Source organism: Streptomyces sp. NPDC001668 (genome assembly GCF_042893155.1).
Classification (GTDB): domain Bacteria; phylum Actinomycetota; class Actinomycetes; order Streptomycetales; family Streptomycetaceae; genus Streptomyces.
On record NZ_JBIAUQ010000009.1, the window covers coordinates 66,285 to 86,088 of the forward strand.

Annotated in this window: 15 protein-coding genes and 5 pseudogenes; 10 read left to right on the forward strand and 10 right to left on the reverse strand. The window is 68.4% G+C overall.

What is annotated here, in order from left to right; translation table 11 throughout:
• Window positions 1-21: 21 nt before the first annotated feature.
• The 4 genes from ACFYZ8_RS26330 (at window position 22) to ACFYZ8_RS26345 (ending at window position 6,315) form a co-directional block, all read left to right on the forward strand.
• On the forward strand, window positions 22-2,955 hold the full coding sequence (locus ACFYZ8_RS26330) for an MFS transporter (RefSeq protein WP_388539732.1): 2,934 nt from the start codon (window positions 22-24) through the stop codon (window positions 2,953-2,955).
• Window positions 2,952-5,057 (forward strand): beta-galactosidase, encoded by a 2,106-nt coding sequence (locus ACFYZ8_RS26335; RefSeq protein WP_388539729.1) that lies wholly within the window; start codon window positions 2,952-2,954, stop codon window positions 5,055-5,057. The genes ACFYZ8_RS26330 and ACFYZ8_RS26335 overlap by 4 nt, the downstream gene beginning before the upstream one ends.
• A 263-nt stretch (window positions 5,058-5,320) precedes the next feature.
• A complete protein-coding gene (locus ACFYZ8_RS26340; protein WP_388539726.1) occupies window positions 5,321-5,626 on the forward strand; it encodes a hypothetical protein in 306 nt (101 codons plus the stop codon).
• 320 nt (window positions 5,627-5,946) lie between these two features.
• Window positions 5,947-6,315 (forward strand): hypothetical protein, encoded by a 369-nt coding sequence (locus tag ACFYZ8_RS26345; protein ID WP_388539724.1) that lies wholly within the window; start codon window positions 5,947-5,949, stop codon window positions 6,313-6,315.
• Window positions 6,316-6,355: 40 nt separating this feature from the next.
• Here ACFYZ8_RS26345 and ACFYZ8_RS26350 read toward each other — a convergent pair whose 3' ends face one another.
• The 3 genes and pseudogenes from ACFYZ8_RS26350 to ACFYZ8_RS26360 form a co-directional block, all read right to left on the reverse strand.
• On the reverse strand, window positions 6,356-6,706 hold the full coding sequence (locus tag ACFYZ8_RS26350; RefSeq protein WP_389050115.1) for a 2Fe-2S iron-sulfur cluster-binding protein: 351 nt from the start codon (window positions 6,704-6,706) through the stop codon (window positions 6,356-6,358).
• A 34-nt stretch (window positions 6,707-6,740) separates the two neighbouring features.
• Window positions 6,741-7,543: pseudogene (locus ACFYZ8_RS26355) on the reverse strand (IS5 family transposase); the annotation flags it as partial.
• 42 nt (window positions 7,544-7,585) lie between these two features.
• Window positions 7,586-7,876: a hypothetical protein gene (locus ACFYZ8_RS26360; RefSeq protein WP_388539718.1), complete on the reverse strand. Its 291-nt coding sequence runs from the start codon at window positions 7,874-7,876 to the stop codon at window positions 7,586-7,588.
• 758 nt (window positions 7,877-8,634) lie between these two features.
• On the opposite strand from ACFYZ8_RS26360, the gene ACFYZ8_RS26365 reads away from it, so the two are divergent.
• Window positions 8,635-9,135: a sortase gene (locus ACFYZ8_RS26365; RefSeq protein ID WP_388539715.1), complete on the forward strand. Its 501-nt coding sequence runs from the start codon at window positions 8,635-8,637 to the stop codon at window positions 9,133-9,135.
• 176 nt (window positions 9,136-9,311) lie between these two features.
• Entirely contained in the window at window positions 9,312-9,905 is a 594-nt protein-coding gene (locus tag ACFYZ8_RS26370) for a class F sortase (protein WP_388539886.1), read from the forward strand.
• Between the two features lie 120 nt (window positions 9,906-10,025).
• Here ACFYZ8_RS26370 and ACFYZ8_RS26375 read toward each other — a convergent pair whose 3' ends face one another.
• Window positions 10,026-10,220 carry a hypothetical protein gene (locus ACFYZ8_RS26375; RefSeq protein WP_388539713.1) on the reverse strand — a complete coding sequence of 65 codons (195 nt, stop codon included), beginning with the start codon at window positions 10,218-10,220 and terminating at the stop codon, window positions 10,026-10,028.
• A gap of 213 nt (window positions 10,221-10,433) precedes the next feature.
• Between ACFYZ8_RS26375 and ACFYZ8_RS26380 the strand changes: the two are divergent.
• Window positions 10,434-11,189: pseudogene (locus ACFYZ8_RS26380) on the forward strand (IS6 family transposase).
• A 42-nt stretch (window positions 11,190-11,231) separates the two neighbouring features.
• Here ACFYZ8_RS26380 and ACFYZ8_RS26385 read toward each other — a convergent pair.
• From ACFYZ8_RS26385 to ACFYZ8_RS26395, 3 genes and pseudogenes are all read right to left on the reverse strand, one after another.
• The gene (locus ACFYZ8_RS26385; protein WP_388539710.1) at window positions 11,232-11,390 is read right to left on the reverse strand and encodes a hypothetical protein; all 159 of its coding nucleotides are present in this window, start codon (window positions 11,388-11,390) and stop codon (window positions 11,232-11,234) included.
• A gap of 38 nt (window positions 11,391-11,428) precedes the next feature.
• Window positions 11,429-11,581: pseudogene (locus tag ACFYZ8_RS26390) on the reverse strand (UDP-N-acetylglucosamine--N-acetylmuramyl-(pentapeptide) pyrophosphoryl-undecaprenol N-acetylglucosamine transferase); the annotation flags it as partial.
• A gap of 431 nt (window positions 11,582-12,012) precedes the next feature.
• Complete coding sequence (locus ACFYZ8_RS26395) at window positions 12,013-13,251, reverse strand: PP2C family protein-serine/threonine phosphatase (protein WP_388539707.1); 1,239 nt, start codon at window positions 13,249-13,251, stop codon at window positions 12,013-12,015.
• A gap of 283 nt (window positions 13,252-13,534) precedes the next feature.
• Between ACFYZ8_RS26395 and ACFYZ8_RS26400 the strand changes: the two are divergent.
• Window positions 13,535-13,745 (forward strand): annotated as a pseudogene (locus ACFYZ8_RS26400) (hypothetical protein); the annotation flags it as partial.
• Here the strand turns inward: ACFYZ8_RS26400 and ACFYZ8_RS26405 are convergent.
• Both ACFYZ8_RS26405 and ACFYZ8_RS26410 read right to left on the reverse strand, forming a co-directional pair.
• Window positions 13,737-14,173, reverse strand: a pseudogene (locus tag ACFYZ8_RS26405) (transposase); the annotation flags it as partial. The pseudogenes ACFYZ8_RS26400 and ACFYZ8_RS26405 sit on opposite strands and share 9 nt — an antisense overlap.
• 173 nt (window positions 14,174-14,346) lie before the next feature.
• On the reverse strand, window positions 14,347-14,856 hold the full coding sequence (locus ACFYZ8_RS26410) for a DinB family protein (RefSeq protein ID WP_388539704.1): 510 nt from the start codon (window positions 14,854-14,856) through the stop codon (window positions 14,347-14,349).
• 214 nt (window positions 14,857-15,070) lie between these two features.
• On the opposite strand from ACFYZ8_RS26410, the gene ACFYZ8_RS26415 reads away from it, so the two are divergent.
• The gene (locus tag ACFYZ8_RS26415) at window positions 15,071-17,518 is read left to right on the forward strand and encodes a WD40/YVTN/BNR-like repeat-containing protein (RefSeq protein ID WP_388539702.1); all 2,448 of its coding nucleotides are present in this window, start codon (window positions 15,071-15,073) and stop codon (window positions 17,516-17,518) included.
• A gap of 30 nt (window positions 17,519-17,548) precedes the next feature.
• Complete coding sequence (locus ACFYZ8_RS26420; RefSeq protein ID WP_351992622.1) at window positions 17,549-17,794, forward strand: ABC transporter permease; 246 nt, start codon at window positions 17,549-17,551, stop codon at window positions 17,792-17,794.
• 227 nt (window positions 17,795-18,021) lie between these two features.
• Here the strand turns inward: ACFYZ8_RS26420 and ACFYZ8_RS26425 are convergent, their stop codons facing one another.
• Window positions 18,022-19,434 (reverse strand): Dyp-type peroxidase, encoded by a 1,413-nt coding sequence (locus tag ACFYZ8_RS26425; protein WP_388539700.1) that lies wholly within the window; start codon window positions 19,432-19,434, stop codon window positions 18,022-18,024.
• Window positions 19,435-19,804: the final 370 nt, after the last annotated feature.

The following is a 19,804-nucleotide window of genomic DNA, read 5'->3' on the forward strand; positions in this document are numbered from 1 at the left end:
CGAAGTCACGGGCGGTTGACGATGCCGACATCCGCCTACCGGGACCTGCTGCGCACGCCGTCGGTGCCCTGGCTGCTCGCGACCTCGGTCATCGGCCGCCTCAACCAGGGCATGACCGGTCTGGCTCTGCTGATGCTCACGACCGAGCATGCGACCTACGCCGTGGCCGGCGTGGTGTCGACGGCCGGTGTGGTGGGAGGCTTCATCGCCGGGCCGGTCCTCAGCCGGTGGGCCGATGCCCGTGGCCGCCGCCGAGTGCTCACTGTCACCGCGGTTCTCAACGCGTTCACCATGGGCGCGCTGGTCCTGGCACCGCCGCAACCGGCCCTGCTGACCGGTCTCTCGTTCCTGTGTGGGCTGTGCACACCTCCGATGACGGCGTCGGTCCGGGCGACGCTGCCTGCCCTGGTCGGTTCGGACCGACGTCGCAGCGTGTTCGCCCTGGAAGCCGCGCTTCAGGAAGTCATCTTCGTCCTCGGCCCGCCGATCGCCGCACTGCTGGCCGCGTTCGGCGGTCCTCGCCTCGCCCTGGGCGTGTGCGGGGCGCTCGTACTCGTCGGAACCCTCGCCTACGCACGCGACCGCAATGTCGACGCCGGCCGCGAGCCTGGCCTTCGTAAGAAGGATCGCCGTGTCCTGCGTGTGACGGGCGTACCCCGAGTCATCCTGGCCGGCACCCTGCTCTTCGCCGCGCTGGGGTGCCAGGCGCTCGGCGTCATCGCCATGGTGAGCGGCTCGCGGGTGTCCGCGGACGCCGGACTGGTCGTGGCGTGCGGAAGCCTCGGGTCGCTGTGCGGCGGCCTGGTCTACGGTTCACTACCGCGTCACCGGGCCGGGCTGCGGCGTCTGATGCTGTACGTGGCGGCCGGTCTGGCCCTGCTTCCCCTGGCGCCCGGCCAAGGGCTGCTGTCTGTGCTGGTGTTCTGCTGGGGGCTGACCCTCGCTCCTGCGATGTCCGGGCTGTTCGACCGGCTGTCGACGCTCACCCCGCGCGAGTCCGCGACGGAGGCGTTCGGCTGGATGAACAGTGCGGTCGCCGCCGGCAACGGTCTCGGGACCGCGCTCAGCGGTCTCCTGATCACCGAGTTCGGCGCCCGTGCCTCGCTGGCGGTGGCATGTGCGGCCGCTCTTCTCGCCGCGCTCGTCTGCGAGCCGTGGCCCGCTCGTACCCCCATGTCCGATCGATCAATGGAGTCTGTCATGCCTTACGGCCCCTCGTCCGTTCTAGGTGAGGTACTGCGCAACAAACAGGCCGAGGCGGTGGTCCGCAAGTACGCGCCCCATCTCGACAAGGAGATCGAGAGCGCCCAGATGCGGTACGGCACGCTCGCGCAGGTGACCACGATGCTGCAGGGGGTACGGACCGACCCCGCGGCCCGCGACGCCCTCTACGCCGAGCTGGCCACCCTCGAAGAGCCGGACGATCAGCCGGCGTCGCCCCGCGACGAGGAGATCATCCCGGCCGCGGACTACGAGTCAGAAGACGTGCCCTCCGGCAGCGCCCGGCTGGTCGCCGCCTCGCACGGCACCTTGTGGCGGACCTTCGAGCTGGAACTGCACGGCCCGGCGCACGGCAACCCCTTCACCGACGTCACGCTGCGGGCCGAGTTCCGCAACGGCGACCGCTCGGTGACGGCGCACGGCTTCTACGACGGCGAGGGCATGTACCGCGTCCGGTTCCTGCCGGACGCGGAGGGTGACTGGTCGTTCCGGACGACCAGCAACGCCCGTTCCCTGGACTCGGTCACCGGCACCTTCCCCTGCGGCCCGGCCGGCCCCGGCGACCACGGCCCGGTCCGCGTCCACGCGCGCGCCCACTTCCAGCACGCCGACGGCACCCGCTTCCTCCCGCTGGGCACCACCCTGTACGCCTGGACCCACCAGGGTGCGGAGCTGGAGAAGCAGACCCTCGCCACGCTCGCGGGCAGCCCGTTCAACAAGGTCCGGATGTGCGTCTTCCCGAAGTGGTTCGTCCACAACGAGACCGAGCCGCCCCGCTACCCCTTCGCGGGTTCCGTCGAGGAGGGCTGGGACTTCCAGCGGCCCAACCCCGCGTACTTCCAGCACCTGGAGCAGCAGATCGCCCAGCTCGACGCCCTCGGCATCCAGGCCGACCTCATTCTCTTGCACCCGTACGACCGCTGGGGCTTCTCCACCATGTCCCCGGCCGAGGACGACCGCTACCTGCGCTATGTGGTCGCCCGGCTCGCCGCCTACCCCAACGTGTGGTGGTCCCTGGCCAACGAATACGACCTGCTGTGGTCCAAGTCCACCGACGACTGGCACCGGATCGCCGCGGTGATCGGCGACCACGACCCGCACGGCCACCTGATCAGCGTGCACAACTGGGTGGAGCTGTGGGACAACGACGCCGACTGGGTCACGCACGCCAGCATCCAGCGCACGCCCGAGGGCACCCGCGAATGGCGCGAGCGCTGGGGCAAGCCCGTCGCCGTCGACGAGCTGGGCTACGAGGGGGACATCGAGTGGGGCTGGGGCAACCTCGCCCCTCAGGAGATGGTGCGCCGCTGCTGGGAGGGCGTCGTCCGCGGCGGATACGTCACCCACGGCGAGTGCTTCCTGGCGGACGACGACGTGCTGTGGTGGGCGAAGGGCGGAGTCCTCAAGGGCGAGAGCACGGCCCGGCTTGAGTTCCTGCGGACCATCATGGAGGACATCCCGTCGGACGCGGCGGGCATCGATCCGCTGCCGTCCGACTTCGACGTCCCGGTGGGCGGTGTGGAGGGGCGCTACTACCTGGCCTACTGCGGCATCATGCAGCCCCGCCTGCGCACCTTCCATCTTCCCCGGGGAAGCCGCTTCCGGGCCGACATCATCGACACCTGGAACATGACCGTCACCGAACTTCCCGACCTCTACGAGGGCACATGCACCGTGTCCCTGCCCGGTCGGCCGTACCTCGCTATCCGCCTGCGTGTAGTGGAGGGCCGATGACACCCGGGCAGGGAATCGCCTCGGCACGCGTGCTGTTCGGCGCGGCCTACTACCCCGAATACCATCCCGCCGAGCTGAGGAAGACGGATCTCGACCTGATGGCCGAGGCACGCTTCTCCGTCATCCGGGTCGGCGAATCCGTCTGGTCCACCTGGGAGCCCGACGACGGCCACTTCGATCTGGACTGGCTGCAGCCGACGCTCGACGGTGCCCACGAGCGCGGAATCGGCGTCATCCTCGGCACCCCCACCTACGCGGCACCGCCGTGGCTCGTCCGCCTCTATCCGGAGATCGCCGGGGAGTTGGAGAGCGGCCGGCGCATGGGCTGGGGCGCCCGCCAGGAGATGGACTTCACCCACGCGGCGTTCCGCTTCCACGCCGAGCGCGTCATCCGCAAGGTCGTCGCACGCTACGCCGACCACCCGGCCGTGATCGGATTCCAGGTCGACAACGAGCCGGGCCTGCACCTGCTGCACAACCACGGTGTCTTCCAGCGCTTCGTGAACCGGCTGCGCGCACAGTACGGCGACATCGAGAAGCTCAACGAGGAGTGGGGCCTGGTCTACTGGTCGCACCGGCTCACGGAGTGGGCCGATCTGTGGACCCCGGACAACAATGCCCAGCCGCAGTACGAGCAGGCCTGGCGGCGGTTCCAGGCCGACCAGGTCGGCGAGTTCATCGGCTGGCAGGCCGACATCGTCCGCGAGTACACCCGCCCCGACCAGTTCGTCACCACCTGCATCGACTACGGCCGGCCTGCTGTGGCCGACGACGACCTGACCCGGCGTCTCGACGTCACCGCCGGCAACGCGTACTACGTGATGCAGGACGGTCTGTCCCTGCCGGCGCGGCCCCGGCGCGGCGAGGGGCAGACCTGGACGGCGCAGGATGTCTGGGAGTTCTACCGAACCGCGGACCGGATGTACTCCTCCCGCCAGGAGCCGTTCCTCGTCACCGAGACCAACGCCCAGGCCGTCGGCCCGTCCTGGTTCAACCAGCCCGCCTACGACGGCCAGTGGCGCCAGGCCGCCTGGGCGCTCGTGGCCCGCGGGGCATCGATGATCGAATACTGGCACTGGCGGACGCTGACCTTCGGCGTCGAGACGTACTGGGCGGGTGTGCTGCCGCACAGCGGCCGTCCCGGCCGCACCTATCGAGAGGTCGCCCGCATCGGCGCCGAGTTGGAGCGCGCAGGGAGTCTGGTGGCCGATCTCGTCCCGGACGCCGATGTCGCGATGCTGTACTCCCACCCCAGCAAGTGGGCCATGGCCGCCCAACCGGCGGTGACCGCGCCGGACGGCGATCCGGATCCACGCTCGTACGAGACCATCTTCGGCGCCTTCTACCGGAGCGCGTTCGACGCGGGCCTGCAAACCCGGGTGCTGCACGCCGGGCAGGCCACCGCCGAGAATCCGGCTGAGCTGGCCGGGAAGCATCCGGTGCTTGTGGCCGCCGGGCTCTATATCGCCGACGACGCCACGCTGGACTGGCTGCACTCGTACGCCGATGCGGGCGGCCATCTGGTCCTCGGTCCGCGCTCGTGCTACGCCGACCACGAGGCTCGTGCCAGGCGCGACATCCAACCCGCCCGTCTCGCGGATGCGGCCGGAGCCTGGTACGACGAATTCTCCACGCTCGACGCCGACTTGGCGGTCCGGGCGGGGGGCGATTCGCCCTTCCCGCTGCCCGAGGGCGCGGCCGGCACCCATTGGGCGGACGGACTCCACGCGGACACCGCCACCGTGCTCGCCGGCTACGACCACCCGCACTTCGGGCAGTTCGCCGCCATCACCACGAAGGCGCACGGCAAGGGCCGGATCACCTACGTGGGCACCGTCCCCAACGCTGCTCTCGGCGAGAGCCTGTTCCGGTGGCTGCTGCCGGACACCGGACCGTGGAGGTCGCTCCCCGCCAGTGTCACCGCCACCGGCGCGACCGCGCAGGACGGCCGTCGGGTCCGTTTCCTGCACAACTGGTCCTGGCAGGAGACGGCGGTGACCGTCCCCGTCCCGGTCAGCGACGTTCTGGACGGAGCCAGTTACGAACCGGGTACCCCGGTGCCACTCGGCCCCTGGGATGTCCGGGTACTACGGGAGACGTGATCACAAAGTCCGTTCGCTCTCCCCGCCCCAGCAGCGGGGATGCGGCCGCGTCGAAGACGCCTGTGGGAGATGAATAGTTCAGATAAGTGACCAGGCCAAACGACTTGTCGGTTTCGCCAGAGTGGTGGCCCGTTCCACCCGCGGACACGACCCCTCCTCGGATGGACGCCCCGGAGTGCACTGGCGATGCCAGCGGCTTAGTTTCGCAGTGCTATGCCGCGGGCCGTCCGGACGCGGCGCTTACCGGCGGCGAAAGGAACTCCATGGCAGTCGTGATGACCTTTTCCTGGCCCGAGATCACACCCGACGTCTACGACGCGGTGCGCAAGAAGGTGCGCTGGGAAGAAGACGCACCGGACGGGTGCGTGCTGCACGCCGCCTGGTTCGTCCACGGTGGCCTCAACGTAATGGACATCTGGGAGTCGGAGGACCACTTCAACCGGTTCATCGAGGCCAGGATCGCCCCCGTGCTCAAGGGTGAACTGGGCGTGCAGAGCGACCCCGAACCCCAGTTTCACCCCCTGCACCGGCGCTTCGTCGCCCCTGGGGTCAGCGGCGCCGGCTCCTGAGATGCGCCTACATGATCATAGGCCGGCTGAAGACGGGGTGGCCCAGCCGTTCATAGATCTTCGGGTCCTCGGCGGCAACGCACCGCTGCTTGCCACGTTCACCCGTCAGTGCCTCGCCTACACCACGTCGTACGCCTTCTTCTACGGCTACAGCCAGTGGCTCCAAGAGGGCCGAGGGCTCAACGCGTCACAGGCAGGTCTACTTCTGGCGCCGCTGTCCGCCACCGCCATCGGTTGTCACCGCACTCACGGGACGCCGCGGCCGGGTACGGGGCAAACTCGTCTTCGGCGCGCTCTTCCAATGCCTCGGCTGCGCCGCGTTGTTGCTCCTGCACGCCGACAGCCCGATGTGGCTGCTTGTCGTGCTCAGCGCGGTCGTCGGCATCCCGCACGGGCTGATCGGACTGGCCAACCAGAATGCCCTGTACGCACAGGCCGACCCGGCCCGCATGGGCTCGTCCGCGGGACTGCTGCGCACATTCATGTACATCGGCGCGCTGTTCGCGGCAGCGGCGAGCGCCGTGTTCTTCCGCGACGGCGCCACCAGTCCCGGACTGCATGCCATGGCCTGGTCGCTCCTCGGCGTGGCCGCCGTGTTCCTGGTCCTGTGCACCGCCGACCGCTCGCTGCGCCGCGGCACGACACCTGGCCAAACGACCCCCGCTTCCCGCAAAGGGGCTTACCCGTAGTCGTCGTACCTGACCGGACATCCCCAGTTGACGGCCTGAGTTAAGCGTCACTCAGATGGGAACAGGCCGAGTCAGAGGTCGAGCACCAGCCTGGGCCGCGGACACGGCAGACGCAGATCAGCAAGGCACCGCCGGAAGCGCGTTCGTCCTCGTTCAGCAGGGAGTCCCGGTGGCCGGGGGCGCCGTCAAGCAGGGCCGTCTCGCAGGTGGCGCACGTGAGTTCTGCCGCGTCCGGACCGGCGTGTACCGCCACTCCCCCGCCGACATCAGCCGCAGCGCCGGCGGTCGGTGGCGGGCCAGGTCCACACCTCGGGCCGTGGCCCATCTTCCCGCCGCCAAGGGCGGGCCGGCTGCGCGTCGGGATGCTGCTCACACTCCCGACTGCAGACATCCGGGGGCGGGCCTCGCCAGCCGATACGCCGCCTGGTGAGTCGGCGGTGACATATGAGTGTCGCGGCGATGGCGGTGAAGGCGAGGAAGTGTTCAGGCTTGCGCTCGTAGCGGCGGTGCAGGCGTCGGCAGCCGGACAGCCAGGACACGGTCCGCTCCACGACCCAGCGGTGCCGGCCCAGGCGTTGGGATGACTCGATGCCTTTACGGGCCAGGCGGTGCCGGATGCCACGGGAAGCCAGCCATCGTCGCAGGTGGCGGTAGTCGTAGCCCTTGTCCCCGTGCAGCTTGCCGGGCCGTCGGCGGCGGGGACCGCGACGTGAACGGATCGGCGGGATGCCGCGGACCAGCGGTATCAGTGCCTGGCTGTCGTGGAGGTTCGCCGCGGAGATCCCGATCGACAGAGGCAGACCACGACGGTCCACGATCAGGTGGATTTTCGAACCCTTCTTGCCGCGGTCGGTCGGATTCGGTCCCGTCAGCTGCCCCCTTTGAGGGCCCGGACGCTGACGGAGTCGATCGCGCACCGCGACCAGTCCAGTCCGCCGCGGGAACCAAGTTCGTCCAGGACCAGCCGGTGGAGCTTGGCCCACACCCTGGCCTCGGTCCACTCGGTGAACCGGCGAAAGGCGGTCACACCCGACAGGCCGAAACCCGGCGGCAGTTGGTTCCAGGTGCAGCCCGAGGTGGCCACGAAGATGATCGCGGCCAGCACTTCACGGTCCCCTCGTCGCCGATGCCCTCCGCCCTGTGGGCGTTCCGGGGCCGGCGGGACTACCCGCTGGAACAACTCCCACAGGTCTTCCGGCGCCAACCGTTCGACAAGCGCAGCAGTCATCACCCCAGACTGCCGCAAGATCACACCAACTGAAATGACGTCTTAGAACTCCGGGGCTCCCGTCACATCCCGCCCAGTCCGCACCCGGTAGGAGATCCGCAACCCTTCAGGCCCGGAAGCCCGAATGCTGCCCCAAGGAATGGTCTGCCCGAACTTGAGCCCTGCGAAGTTGGGGTCGTCCACCACATCCAGCTTCACCCCATTCAGGCGCCGAGTGAGAGCGAGGATATCGCGGGGTTCCTTGATCTCGACTGTGCACTGCTTGGACACGGCAACGTCAAGCACTTCCAGCCCGCTGCGCCCAATAGTGCGCACTTTGTCATGGACCGCCATAAAGAGTCCTTTCGTTCCGAAACCGCCGTCAGACAAGAGCTACCCTGAACCTGTACGACGCCTGGCGGCGGCGCGCACCAGGACACCCGAACGGGTGACAGCCACCGAGCGGCCGGGCCGCCTGGCTACCTAACCTCGCGCTTTCACGAACAAGCCTGTCCGAAGCGTGATCAACAAGCTGAGGAGTCCTCTGACACGGGGCGATGGGACTTGCCTAGGTTCCTGGCCGTCGTTCGGCTGGCTTGACCGGGTCTGCAGCAGGTTGCTCTCGCCTGAGGTTTCCGGGTAGCGGGCCATGACGAAGGTACTGACCACGCCCTCCATTGCGGCGCAGGAGCCGAGGTCAGAAAGAGTGCCCCAGGGTACTGGTTGCTTTGGCTGCGACCTGTCAGGGACTCTGCGGGTGCAGCACGTAGGCACACAGTCCCGCAGTCGTTCCTGCAATTACAAGGCGTCCATCGGGGCTGTAGACGCAGGACGACACGCTGCTGCCCGTCCGCATCATGGTCACTGCCTTGCCGGTCGTGGGATCCCAGATCCGCACATTCCGGTCACCTGTGCGGTGCATTTTCCCATCTCGTCCTCGGGGACGCTCACCTGCGTAAATGAGCAAAGGAGTGCGGTCGCTGGGTGTGGCCAGTAACCCATCCGTCCGTATGTCGTGTTGCAGCCCTGACGATCTGTCGGTTTTCTCATGAGCGGAACACAACCACGGTGCCACGCATTCCGGCTGGCCACTGCTTCCCCGGAGGAACTTCATGAATATCAGGTGTGCAATCGCCGGAATCGGTCTGGTTCTCGGTGCCGTCGGTCTCTCGAGCCCAGCCGCAGCAGCCGGGAGCGGCCCCAGTGGAGATTCGGGTATCCACATCAGCACGAGACACGCCGCCCCAGGCTCTACCGTCAGCGTCAGCACCACAGCCTGTGGCTCGGAGACCTATGGGAAGGGCGAGGCTGAGGCAGGAGGCAAGTTCCACCTCTTCCCAGGTGACCGCAAAGGCGTACTGACCGGCGAATTCCAGGTGCCGAGTGGTACCGAGCGCGGTGCTTACACCGTCACTCTGAAGTGCCCGCCCCGAGTCAAAGTCACAGGCACGTACCTCGTCGGCATCGGCAGCCCCAGCGGAGCGGTCAATGCTGGTTTCGGGGCGGGCAACGACAAAAACACACAGCTTGCCCTAGGGGCGGTGCTGATCGCCGGAGCCGCCGCCGGAGGCGTGATCAAGATGCGCCGCCGCCCGGCCGGTGCCCGCACCTGACGCTCCTCTCTGTCGGCCCAGCCCCCGGGCCCGTGTCGGGTCCGGGGGCTCGAGTCGCACCCCGTTTCCACTCATTTCGGCCGCGAAGCGGAGGCGCCAGAGCGATGGCACCCGGCGACGAACCCGTCGATCCTTCTCCCCCGTTCACCCCCTCCACCAAATTTCTCGCCTGCACCATGCTGGCGGGCTTGATGCTGGTGATCACTGCGCTCGGACAGCCTCCGCAGCCTTCGCCCGCCCAGTCCTACTCCCCCTCCCTACGGCCCGGTCCCAGCAACACCGCATCCGCCCACCACTCATCCGTGTCGGCGCTGCCCCCGTCCGAGCCAGTCCGGCTGCGGATCCCCGCCATCGGCGTGAATGCCCCGATGACGGAATTGACCCTCGACGAGACAGGGGCACTGCGCCCACCATCGGCAGATATGCCGGCCTTTGCCGGGTGGTACGGCGACGGCACGCCCCCCGGCTCAGTGGGGACAGCCGTCACGACGGGACATGTCGACACGCACGAAGGTCCCGGGGTTTTCTACCGGCTCGGGGCACTGGCCAAGGGCGACACCATCGAGATCGCCCGGGCAGACCGGCGAACAGCAGTCTTCGCTGTCGACGCCGTAGAGCTCTACGACAAGGAGGCGTTTCCGGACGAGAAGGTCTACGGCAGTTCCCACCGGCCCGAACTACGCGTGATCACCTGTGGGGGTGAATATGTGGAAGAAACTGGTTACCGGGGCAATGTCGTGGTCTATGCAACGCTGACCGCGGTGACGTGAGCACACCGAACCAGCCTCTGTAGCTGGGAACTGACCGGTCCGGGCGGTGAACGTGTCCTTCGCAGAAGCTGGGTGACGTCGAGGTTGAAGCCGCTGGCGGGCCCTTTGAATGTGGGTGGGTCAGCGAACTCGTGCTGAGGCGTGGTGGATGAAGGTGTCGAGGGCCGTTCGTACGGCGGCCGCGCGGGCACTCATCTCCGTCCGGTCGGCGGCGCGGTGCACGGTGTTGGCTTCTTCGAGGATCTGGCGGGCTTCGGCGACCAACTCGGCGTCGCCTACGGTGATCAGCAGACCGTTGATCGTCTGCCGGGCCACGCCGCGCAGCCGCTGTCCCTCGATGCGCGCGGCCTCCTTCTCTGCGCGGCGAGGCGGTCGGATGGTGCGAAGCGACGTGATTCCAGGGCGAGTTGGCGGCACATACGGGTGTCGCACCCGGGGCTCGTGGGGGTGGTGTCCGGATGACCGGGATGGTCGGCAGTGTGACCGGCAGCGCTACGACGGGCGCTGTCACGTTGGCTGACAAGTGGGATGATCTTCCGGTTGATCGCGCTGGAGGTGGCTGTCGGTGGCGCCGTGTCGCTGTCGCACAAGGGGCACCGGTACCCGGTCGAGGTCATCTCCCACTGCGTGTGGCTGTATCACCGCTTCCCGCTCAGCTTTCGCGAGGTCGAGGAGCTGATGCTCGAGCGCGGCGTGACCGTCTCCTACGAGACGGTGCGTCGCTGGTGCGCCAAGTTCGGACAGCGGTACGCGAGCGCGCTGCGCCGCCGGCAGCCTCGGCCTGGGGACAAATGGCACCTGACGAGGTCTTTATCAAGATCAACGGGGAACAGAAGTACCTGTGACGGGACGTCGACCAAGGCGGCAACGTCCTGGACATCATGGTGCAGAACCGGCGGGACAAGGCCGCGGCCAGGCGTTTCTTCCACAGGCTGATGAAGAAGAGCCGAATGGTGCCGCGGGTGGTCGTCACCGACAAGCTCCGCTCCTACGGCGCTGCCCACCGCGAGGTCATGCCCTGCATCGAGCACCGCTCACACAAGGGTATGAACAACAGAGCGGAGAACAGCCACCAGCCCACCAGGCAGCGCGAACGCGCGATGAAGGGGCCTCCGCGGCGTTGGTGCGGCCCAGCGGTTCCTGTCCGCGTTCAGCGGCATCTCGCCCCGCTTCCGGCCCCGCCGACACCTGATGCCCGCACACCACTACCGCGCCGAGATGAGCATCCCCTTCGCAATCTGGGAGCAGATCACCGGCGTCGGCGGTCTTGCCACCGCTGCCTGAGCACAGGCCCGGTGCCCAAGTCCGCCCTGCCCCGACGCGCCGTCAGGCAGTCACACAGCCAACAACGTGACAACACCCTTCGCTGACCATGTCGGCCTCGTCGGCGTTGGTGACCTGCTCCAGCGCGCTCAGGTAGGCCGCGAAGCGGAGGTGCTCTGCCGGCTCCTCTCGCGCTGTGTCGTGGTGGTCGTGGTGGTTCATGCGGCCTGCTCCTGCCGCTCGACCGGGACGCCGTTCTCGATCCACAGGGTCTCCAGCGCTCGGCCGGACGCCACCAGCCGGTGCTGAAGCGTGCGGACAGCCGTCAAGGCCGGGTAGGTGTGTCCGCCGGTCCCGCCGCCGGTCACAACCAATCGCAAGACATCAGGCGCGGCGGCGTGAGCACTGTTCACGAAAGAGATCCCGTCTGGGCCGGCCTGCGGAGTCAGGCTCGTACCGTAGCGGACCCGTGAAGGTGCCCGAATCCGTGCCGCGGGGATGGGGAGTTGTCTTCCAAGAGAGACCCGCGCATACCCCGCGATCAGCGGACTGAACGTTGCCACGGTCGGGCTGGATGACGTCGAACTCAAGGCCCCCTACAGCCTGGCCGAGTCCCTGAAGCGGGCCACGCCCGCCGGGTCGCAGGCGCCGGCTGTCGGCATCGCCCTCAACGGCGAGGAGTACGACTCCTATCAGAAGCTGTGCAAGGACATGGTCGCCACAGCCCTTCGGCCACGGCGGCATAGTGGGAGGGGTCGACCACGCTGTTCAACAGCGCAGGTGTGAATGAGTGTTTCAGTGGACGACGTTCGTCACCTGTGTCGTGCTGGTGGCGGGGCGCGGGTCACAGGCGGAGGACGATCAGGGCGATGTCGTCGCGGGCGCCGCTGCTGACGCCGAGGTGCGCGAGCAGAGCGTCGGCGAGTCGTTCGGGGCTGTGGCGGGCATGGCGGGCGAGCGCGTCGGTGAGGCGTTGCAGGCCGGCATCGATGTCCTCGCCGCGGCGTTCGATGAGACCGTCGGTGTAGAGCACGAAGGTGTCGCCAGGGGTGTAGGGCAGGTCGGCCTGGAGGCGGGGGACGGGTTCGGGGCGGGCCCCCAGCGGAGGGTCGGTGGCCTGGTCCAGAAGCTCGCAGGTGCCGTCCGGGTGGAGCAGGACGGGAGGCGGGTGGCCGGCGCTGCTGTACACAATGCGGCGAGCGCGGGTGTCGATGACGGCTTGGACGACGGTGGTGGCCAGCGCACCCTCCACATAGCGTGCATACCGGCCCAGGACGTCCAGGGCTCTCGCGGGCCCGTCGACTGCCCGGACGACGGCGGACAACGCGCTGCGCAGCATGCCCATGACGGCGGCGGCCTCCAAACCGTGGCCGACGACGTCACCGACCGCGACGGCGAATCTGTTCTCGGGCAGGTCGACCACTTCGTACCAGTCGCCGCACACGTTCAGTGATCCGGCGGCGGGCAGGTAGCGCACCGCGGTGTCCCGGTGCCGGGCCAGGTGGGGTGAGTGGAGCATGGCCTCCTGCAGAGTGACCGCGACCTGGCGTTCCCGGGCGTGGGCCTGGCGCAGCTCCTCGTTCAGTCGATGGAGCTGACGCGCCCGCGCGTACAGCTCGACCTCCATCGCCTCCACGTCGCTGAGCGCCCCGCCTCCTCGTCGACGAGGGTGGGAGAGGATGAACGAGGTCACGTCCTCCCCCCGGTGGAGGATCCACTCCACCTGCCCGTCCGGCCCGAGCACCGGTGTGTTGATCGCGGACCACCACCGTTCCTCGAACACCCCGGGCCGGTCGGCCACGGGAATGTCGTACTTCATCGGCGCCATCATGTCCGGCACCTTCGAGCGCAGGACCCCGTGCAGGGAAGCGTGCAGATTCCGCACCCCGTCAGCATCCGGGTCCGCCGGATTGTCAGGGAAGGCATCGAAGAGGTACCGCCCGAGCAGGTCCTCCCGAGTGCGGCCGGTCACCCGGCAGGCCGCCTCATTGACGTCGAGGAGCACCAGATCCGGGCCCAGCACCATGCAGGGGCTGGGGGTGACCGTGAACAGCGCCTGGTAGTCGATCCCCGGCCTCGCCATACGGGGTGGCCGGGCATCCTCAGCAGGGCTGGTCTCATCCCTCACCCTTACGTTCTACCGTTCATGGAGGTCCTCGGCACCTGGGCGCATCACCTTCCCTCTCCTCGTAGCATCTGTCACGTGCCCTCATCACGCCGGCCTCCAGAGACCGCAAAAGCGCTGGTGCCTATTCGGCCCGCTACGGGGCATCGCTCCCCCGCGCTCTCGTGCATCCAGATCGGCTGGCTCAGAGAGGCGGGTAAGCCCCACTCCTGCAGCGGGCGCAGCGGTCGGCCGTCGCCTGATGCCCGGCCAGTATGGCCCCCGCCGGGCCCGCATCGCCTTCTCTGACGCCGCCGCCAAGCAACTGGAGACCATCTCCGGCGAGGCGGAGCTTCACGCCCTGGACCGCGCCCCTGGTCGTGCTCTCCGTCGACCCCGACGCCGGCACCCCCATCCCCGCCACCACCGGCCCCCAACTGCGCCAGTACTCCGACGACATCGAGCAGATACAGACGGCGGTCGATCAGCGTGCCTCCGCGGCCGGTGGCGTAGGCGAGGAACACGCCGATCTGGCAGTTCTCCGTGCGGCCGGCGGTCCCGGAGTACTGCCTATGCACCCCAGCCGAACGGATGCCCTTCTTCAGAAACCCGGTGTCATCGACGATCAGGACGGCATCGCTGTCTCCGAGTTGTTCCACCACGTAGTCGCCACGTCGTCCAGGACCTCGTCGGCGTCCCACTCGATCCGGTTCAGCAGCCGGTGGATGCGATCGGGCCCCGCGTGCCCGGCCTCCTCCGCCAGCGTCCAGCCGTTCTTGCGCTGCAGCGGCGCAACCAGCCCACGCATATGAGCCAGCGCCGACTGACGCGGCTCCTCCCGGTTGAACCGGTGCACGAACCGCTCATGCAGAGCACCCAGTTCACCTGCCCACAACCTCACGGCAAAGACCGTTGCAGTGTTAGTGATCAAGTGGCTCAGAAATGTCGATGCGAACTGACAACGCTGGAACGGCCGAGCGACCGTGGCAGCGGATGTGTCATTGAGGGAGCGGGCCCTCCGGACGTCTTGAGTCGGAAGCCGATCGGGGGGGAAGCCCCGGTTGGCAGTTTGCGTCAGCCCCAGTTGTGATCTCCGGTGAAGCCGTCGATGGACTCGCGCAGGATGTCGGCATGACCGGCGTGCCGGGCGACTTCTTCGAGCATGTGGATCAGTGCCCAGCGCAGTGAAACGGTGGCGCCGTCGAAGAACGCGAAGGCGGTGCCGGTGGCGTCGATGTCGAGGCTCCCGATCGCCTCGTCGGCGGCAGCCCGGGCGCGGGCATAGAAGTCCATGATGTCTTTGGTCGGCTCGTCAGCAGCCACGTGCCAGTCGGACGCCTCGTCGCCTTCGACTTCGAAGGGAAGAGGATGGCACTCGCGGCCGAACGTCAGGCAGAACCAGCCGAGTTCGGCGCCGGCCAGGTGCTTGAGCAGCCCGATCAGGCTCATGCCCGATGGAGTTACCGGGCGGCGTAGTTGGTCGTCGTCGAGGCCCTCGAGTTTCCATAGGACCGCGTCGCGGTGTCGGTCCAGGGCGGTGTGCAGGCTTTCCTTCTCGCCGGTGAACGGCACATGCTTGATCATGCCCAGACCCTAGTGGCTGGGAGGTTCTGTGATTCCGACTCTGTCTCCGCAGGCCGCACGACTCTCGGCAGCGCGGCCGGGGCAGCAGGGCTTCGCGACGTAGAGCTGTGGCGTGTCGATGACGGCGTCCTGGTGTTGCCGCTCACCCGGCACCGAGAGACGATGGTCAGTGGGTTCCCGCCACACTGTCTCATCGCACACGCAGAGGCGCATCATGGGCATCTCCGACGAAGAAGTCGCCCGGGCCAAGAACATCAGCGTCGAGCAGGTGAAGTTGCTCCGCGAGACGCGGGGAACCACCAACGAGACCCTCGAGAGCCTGTCCACCGGGGCGATACGCAAAGCGCTGCGCCGGCTGGACTTCCCCGACTTGCCCAACGCGCGCGGGCTGTTCAGACTTCAACAGGAACGGGGTGACGACGGGCGGGTCCCCGCTCACCCCAGGGGCACGGCCCGCGAGCAGGCCCGGACCCGTCTCCACGCCGCCACGCAGCCGGAGACGGCCGGTGTGCCGACCGGCCCCCATCCCGCGCCCGGCGAGCACGGCGTGACGCCCACGGCGGGGCTGGCGCTCGCCCGCTGGAAGTGGCTCGGCCCCGGGAACATCGGAGGCCGCACCCTCGGCATCGTGATCCACCCGGACCACCCGGAGCGGATGTGGGCCGCGAGCGCGGGCGGCGGGGTCTGGCACACCGGGGACGCAGGCAAGGCCTGGAGGCCCGTGGACGACTTCCTCGCCAACCTGGCCTGCGGGGCCCTCGCGATGGACCCCTCCGACCCGGACACCCTGTACGCCGGCACCGGGGAGCTCCTCAACATCGACGCGCTGCGCGGCAACGGAGTCTTCCGCACCAGCGACGGCGCCACCTGGAAACCCCTGCCGGCCACGCAGACGAACGACTTCCGCGCCGTGTCCGGGATCGCGGTGTCCGCGTCCGGCGAGGTCGTCCTCGCGGCCACCTCCACCGGCCTCTTCCGCAGCTCGGACCCGGCGCACAGCGACTGGACACGGGTCCTCGGCGTCCCCGTCGGCACGGTCGTCTTCGACCCTTCGGACAGCGGCCGGGCGGTCGCCGGAGCGCTGCGCGGCGCCAAGGCCTGGTTCAGCGAAGACGGCGGCAAAACCTGGCAGGAGGCGGCCCACAGCACCTGGCGGGGCAGGGTGTCGGTGGCGTACGCGGCGAAGGACCCGGCGGTCGTGTACGCCTCGGTGGAACTGGACGGCCTCGGCGGCATCTGGCGCTCCGACGACGGCGGGCGAACCTACCAGCCCCGGCCCGGCCGCGGCCCGGACGGCAAGCGGGCCGACTACCTGGGCGGCCAGGGCTGGTACGGCAACGCCGTCTGGGCCGGGGACCCCACGGACGAGGACCTGCTCGTGGTGGGCGGCATCAACCTGTGGCGCAGCACGGACGGCGGCGACCACCTGGCCGAGATCAGCACCTGGCAGGTCGCGCCGGAGTCGGCGCACGCGGACCAGCACGTCATCGTGTCGCATCCCGCCTACGACGGGGTGCACGACAGAACCGTGTTCTTCGGCACCGACGGCGGGGTGTTCATGGCGGACCTGGCCAAGGTGGGGACCGAGCCGAAGGCGCCGTTCGTGCGGGGCTGGACCGAACTGGTCAACAACTACGGTGTCACCCAGTTCTTCGGCGGCGCCGGGAACCCCGTCACCGGAAGGATCATCGGCGGCGCCCAGGACAACGGCTCCCTCGTCCTCGACCCGGAGGCCGGCACCGAGGGGTGGCAGGAGTTCTCCGGCGGGGACGGCGGCTGGTGCGCCTGCGAACCCGCCGACCCAGGCGTCTTCTACGGCGAGTACGTCAACCTGAACATCCACCGCAACACCGACGGCGGCGCCACCGAGGACGACCCGCACCGCTACATCAGCGGAATGTTCTTCAACGAGCAGAAGCGCAAATGGGACTGGAAGCCGGAGCCGTTCCGGATCCCCGACGCCAAGGACGGCACGGCGCTCTTCATCGCGCCCTTCGTGCTGGACCCGGGCGAGCCCGAGCGGCTGCTCGCCGGCGGCCTGGACCTGTGGCGGACCGACAACGCCAAGGCGCCCAACACCCCCACCTCGGGGCCCGCCTGGCACTCGATCAAACCCAGGACCGGCCCCGACGCCAAGAGCAGCGCCCCGATCAGCGCCCTGGCGATCTCGCCTGCCGACTCCGATGTGGTCTGGGTGGGCCACGACGACGGCCAGGTCTTCCACTCCACCGACGCAACCACGGCCGCTCCGGCCTGGCGGCGCGTCGGGGTGGGTGGCCCGAACCCGCTGCGTCCGAAGCGCTATTGCGCCTGCATCACCGCCCACCCGACCGACGTGGACACCGCCTACGTCTCCTTCGGCGGCTTCGAACCGGACAACCTGTGGGTGACCCACGACGGCGGCGCGCGGTGGGCCGACCTCTCCGGCACGCTGCCCGACGCCCCCATCCGCGCGGTGACCGTGCATCCACGGCGCGACGTTCTCCTCTACTGCGGCACCGAGGTCGGTCTCTTCGCCAGCGAGGACAAGGGGGCGACCTGGTCGCCGACCAACGAGGGCCCGACCAACTGCTCGGTCGACGACCTGTTCTGGATGGACGAGACCCTGGTCTGTGTCACCCACGGCCGCGGAATGTTCGAGATCGACCTGTCCGCGGTGTGACGCGGCCGACCGAAGGCGAAGGTGACGACGATGATGCGGAACGTGCGCCTGCGCGGCCGGATCGAGGCTGTCCTGGCCGTCGTGAGCGGCCTGCTGTGCCTCCTCACCCTGTTCTGGCCCGACTGGATCGAGGAGGTCTTCGGGGTCGATCCCGACCAGCACAGCGGCGCCCTCGAATGGGCCATCGCCGTCGTCGCCCTGTGCGCCACGGCCGTCTTCTCCCTGCTGGCCCGCGCCGAGTTCCGCAGGGCACGTACGCCGGTCGGAGACCAGTAGCGCCGCGCACGGCGAAGGCCGCCTCGTGCAGTTCACGAGGCGGCCTTCGGGGTCAGTGCTTGTGCGGAGTGCACCCCGGGGGATCGCAGCTGAGCGCGACGAGGCGGGCTCTGCTCCAGGCGGGTGCGCCATCACCGGCGCGGCGTCGTCGTCGGTGAGGTGGGTGTCGGCGGTGACGGTGCTGTCGAGGGCGGGGCTGAGGACTCGTGGTGGTCGGTGCGTGCCGGTCACAGACCGCGCAGGAAGGAGAGCGAGGGCATGAAGAAGTACTCGCCGCCCTTCATGGTCACGGCCTGCACCATTGCAGTTGCAGGGACTTCCTGGCCCTCCGCCTCGCCCCACACCCGCGGCCAGGTCGCCGGGGGGCGATCGCCTTGCCCGATGACCTGGTCGAGACCGGGGGCCGACTCACCTTCACCGGGCTCTGGGAAGCCGGGATTGTTGGCCCAGGTGTGCTGCGTGAACTCGAACTGTTTGTTCAGATCGGAGTTGAATGCCATGAACAGCAGGCCGACGCCGGTCTCGGGAAGGTCGCCCTCGGACCGCTCGCCATAGGTCTGCCCGCGCCGCGCCATCAGGTGGCGGCGTTCGGCTTCCGGTGGCTGCCCGAAGCCGCCGGAGCCGCGCGGATTGGTCTTGCGGATGTGTGCCTGGTACGGACACTTGTCGGCGGCGCCGTCGCTCGCGTAGTTGAAGTTGTTCATCACCGGGCTGTGTGCTCCGGGCGTGGCCTGCAGCGTGAGCGGAGTGCCGTCCTTGAAGCGGCCGACGAGCATGGCACCGGCTCGCTCGCGGTCGTTGTTCTCAAGCTTCAACGCATCGGCGAGGGCTTCCTCCGCCTGCCTGAACGCCAGGACGTTCTGCTCCAGCTTGCGCAGCACGAAGTAGCTGCCGAAGTCCGTCGCTGGGTCGGGTGCGGCCGGATCCGCGACCAGTACGCGTTCCAGTGGCTGGGCCGGGTCCCATACGGAGACTCCGTCGGTCCGGCGGAGCTCTTCCTCCAGGTCCTCGGTAAGGAACAGGGGCTGGCTGCGGCCGTCGACATAGCCGAAGTGCTCGATCCCATCACCGTTCGCATTGTGCATGCCGCGTCCCGTCTCCTTGCCGAGCACACGGATCGAGCCCGTCAGCAGGCCCTCAATCTCCTGGCACTTGCTGTTTACCGGGCCGGCTTCGGCGCCGCCGACCAGAACGACGGCGTGGATCGTCTCCTGAAAGCCGGCTTCCCACTGCGCGACCTCCGGGTCTCCCAGTTTTTCCCGGGTCCCCTCGTCCCGCATCCCCCTCCTGAACGCCTCATCGGAGGGAGCCCGGTCCGCCAGTTCCAGCTGTTCGTAGCCCGCGAATGTCAGTCCCACACCGACGTATGGCACGTCCGACACGTCCTTCGGCCCGTTCTCCTTGAAGGCCTTCACTTCCTGAAGTTGCGTCTTGGCCGACTTCACCAGCGGGGCCAGCCCGGTCAGGAACGCCCGCGCCTCCGCAATGGCTTCCGCGCCCTGGCCGAACTGCAGCAGCCGGATTTGAAGGTGTTCGCGTACGTGGCCCTTCAGAATATTGGCCTGCAGATTCTGCAGCATCGTGTCGGCTTCACCGGTGGCGTTCTTCCACGACAGGGGGTTGTTGAGATCGACGGGCATGCGGGCCCCTTTCATCGAGCCTGGAACGTGAGGTCTTCCGGGCTGGCCTACAGGGTGGCCGGTGCCGGAACAGAAGCCCGCCCCGTGGATGGGTCCGTCTGACCTGGATCAGTCGGAGGCAGCAGAAGGCTGTCGTGGGCGGTGCAGGACCTGATGTCCAGCCTGGTGGATCATTCAGTGATACGCGACTTGGCCATCACGTCCTCAGTTGCTCCCGACTGCCGACTTGCGTTCACCTGAGCACGAGGTTGCTCGACAGCTTCGCGAGTGAAGGCGGGCTCCAGGAGCACCGTTCCTCTTCTACGGTCACCTCCGGGGAGGCCTGTCGTGCCGGATTGCACTCCGACGAGCCGCGGCCAAACAGGTGAAT

Excerpts from the sequence above, each read along its gene's own strand:
- ACFYZ8_RS26330 (WP_388539732.1), top strand. The coding sequence starts at position 22 with ATGCCGACATCCGCCTACCGGGACCTGCTGCGCACGCCGTCGGTGCCC.
- ACFYZ8_RS26335 (WP_388539729.1), top strand. The coding sequence starts at position 2,952 with ATGACACCCGGGCAGGGAATCGCCTCGGCACGCGTGCTGTTCGGCGCG.
- ACFYZ8_RS26340 (WP_388539726.1), top strand. The coding sequence starts at position 5,321 with ATGGCAGTCGTGATGACCTTTTCCTGGCCCGAGATCACACCCGACGTC.
- ACFYZ8_RS26350 (WP_389050115.1), bottom strand. The coding sequence starts at position 6,706 with ATGTCTGCAGTCGGGAGTGTGAGCAGCATCCCGACGCGCAGCCGGCCC.
- ACFYZ8_RS26360 (WP_388539718.1), bottom strand. The coding sequence starts at position 7,876 with ATGGCGGTCCATGACAAAGTGCGCACTATTGGGCGCAGCGGGCTGGAA.
- ACFYZ8_RS26365 (WP_388539715.1), top strand. The coding sequence starts at position 8,635 with ATGAATATCAGGTGTGCAATCGCCGGAATCGGTCTGGTTCTCGGTGCC.
- ACFYZ8_RS26370 (WP_388539886.1), top strand. The coding sequence starts at position 9,312 with ATGCTGGCGGGCTTGATGCTGGTGATCACTGCGCTCGGACAGCCTCCG.
- ACFYZ8_RS26385 (WP_388539710.1), bottom strand. The coding sequence starts at position 11,390 with ATGAACCACCACGACCACCACGACACAGCGCGAGAGGAGCCGGCAGAG.
- ACFYZ8_RS26395 (WP_388539707.1), bottom strand. The coding sequence starts at position 13,251 with ATGGCGAGGCCGGGGATCGACTACCAGGCGCTGTTCACGGTCACCCCC.
- ACFYZ8_RS26410 (WP_388539704.1), bottom strand. The coding sequence starts at position 14,856 with ATGATCAAGCATGTGCCGTTCACCGGCGAGAAGGAAAGCCTGCACACC.
- ACFYZ8_RS26415 (WP_388539702.1), top strand. The coding sequence starts at position 15,071 with ATGGGCATCTCCGACGAAGAAGTCGCCCGGGCCAAGAACATCAGCGTC.
- ACFYZ8_RS26420 (WP_351992622.1), top strand. The coding sequence starts at position 17,549 with ATGATGCGGAACGTGCGCCTGCGCGGCCGGATCGAGGCTGTCCTGGCC.
- ACFYZ8_RS26425 (WP_388539700.1), bottom strand. The coding sequence starts at position 19,434 with ATGCCCGTCGATCTCAACAACCCCCTGTCGTGGAAGAACGCCACCGGT.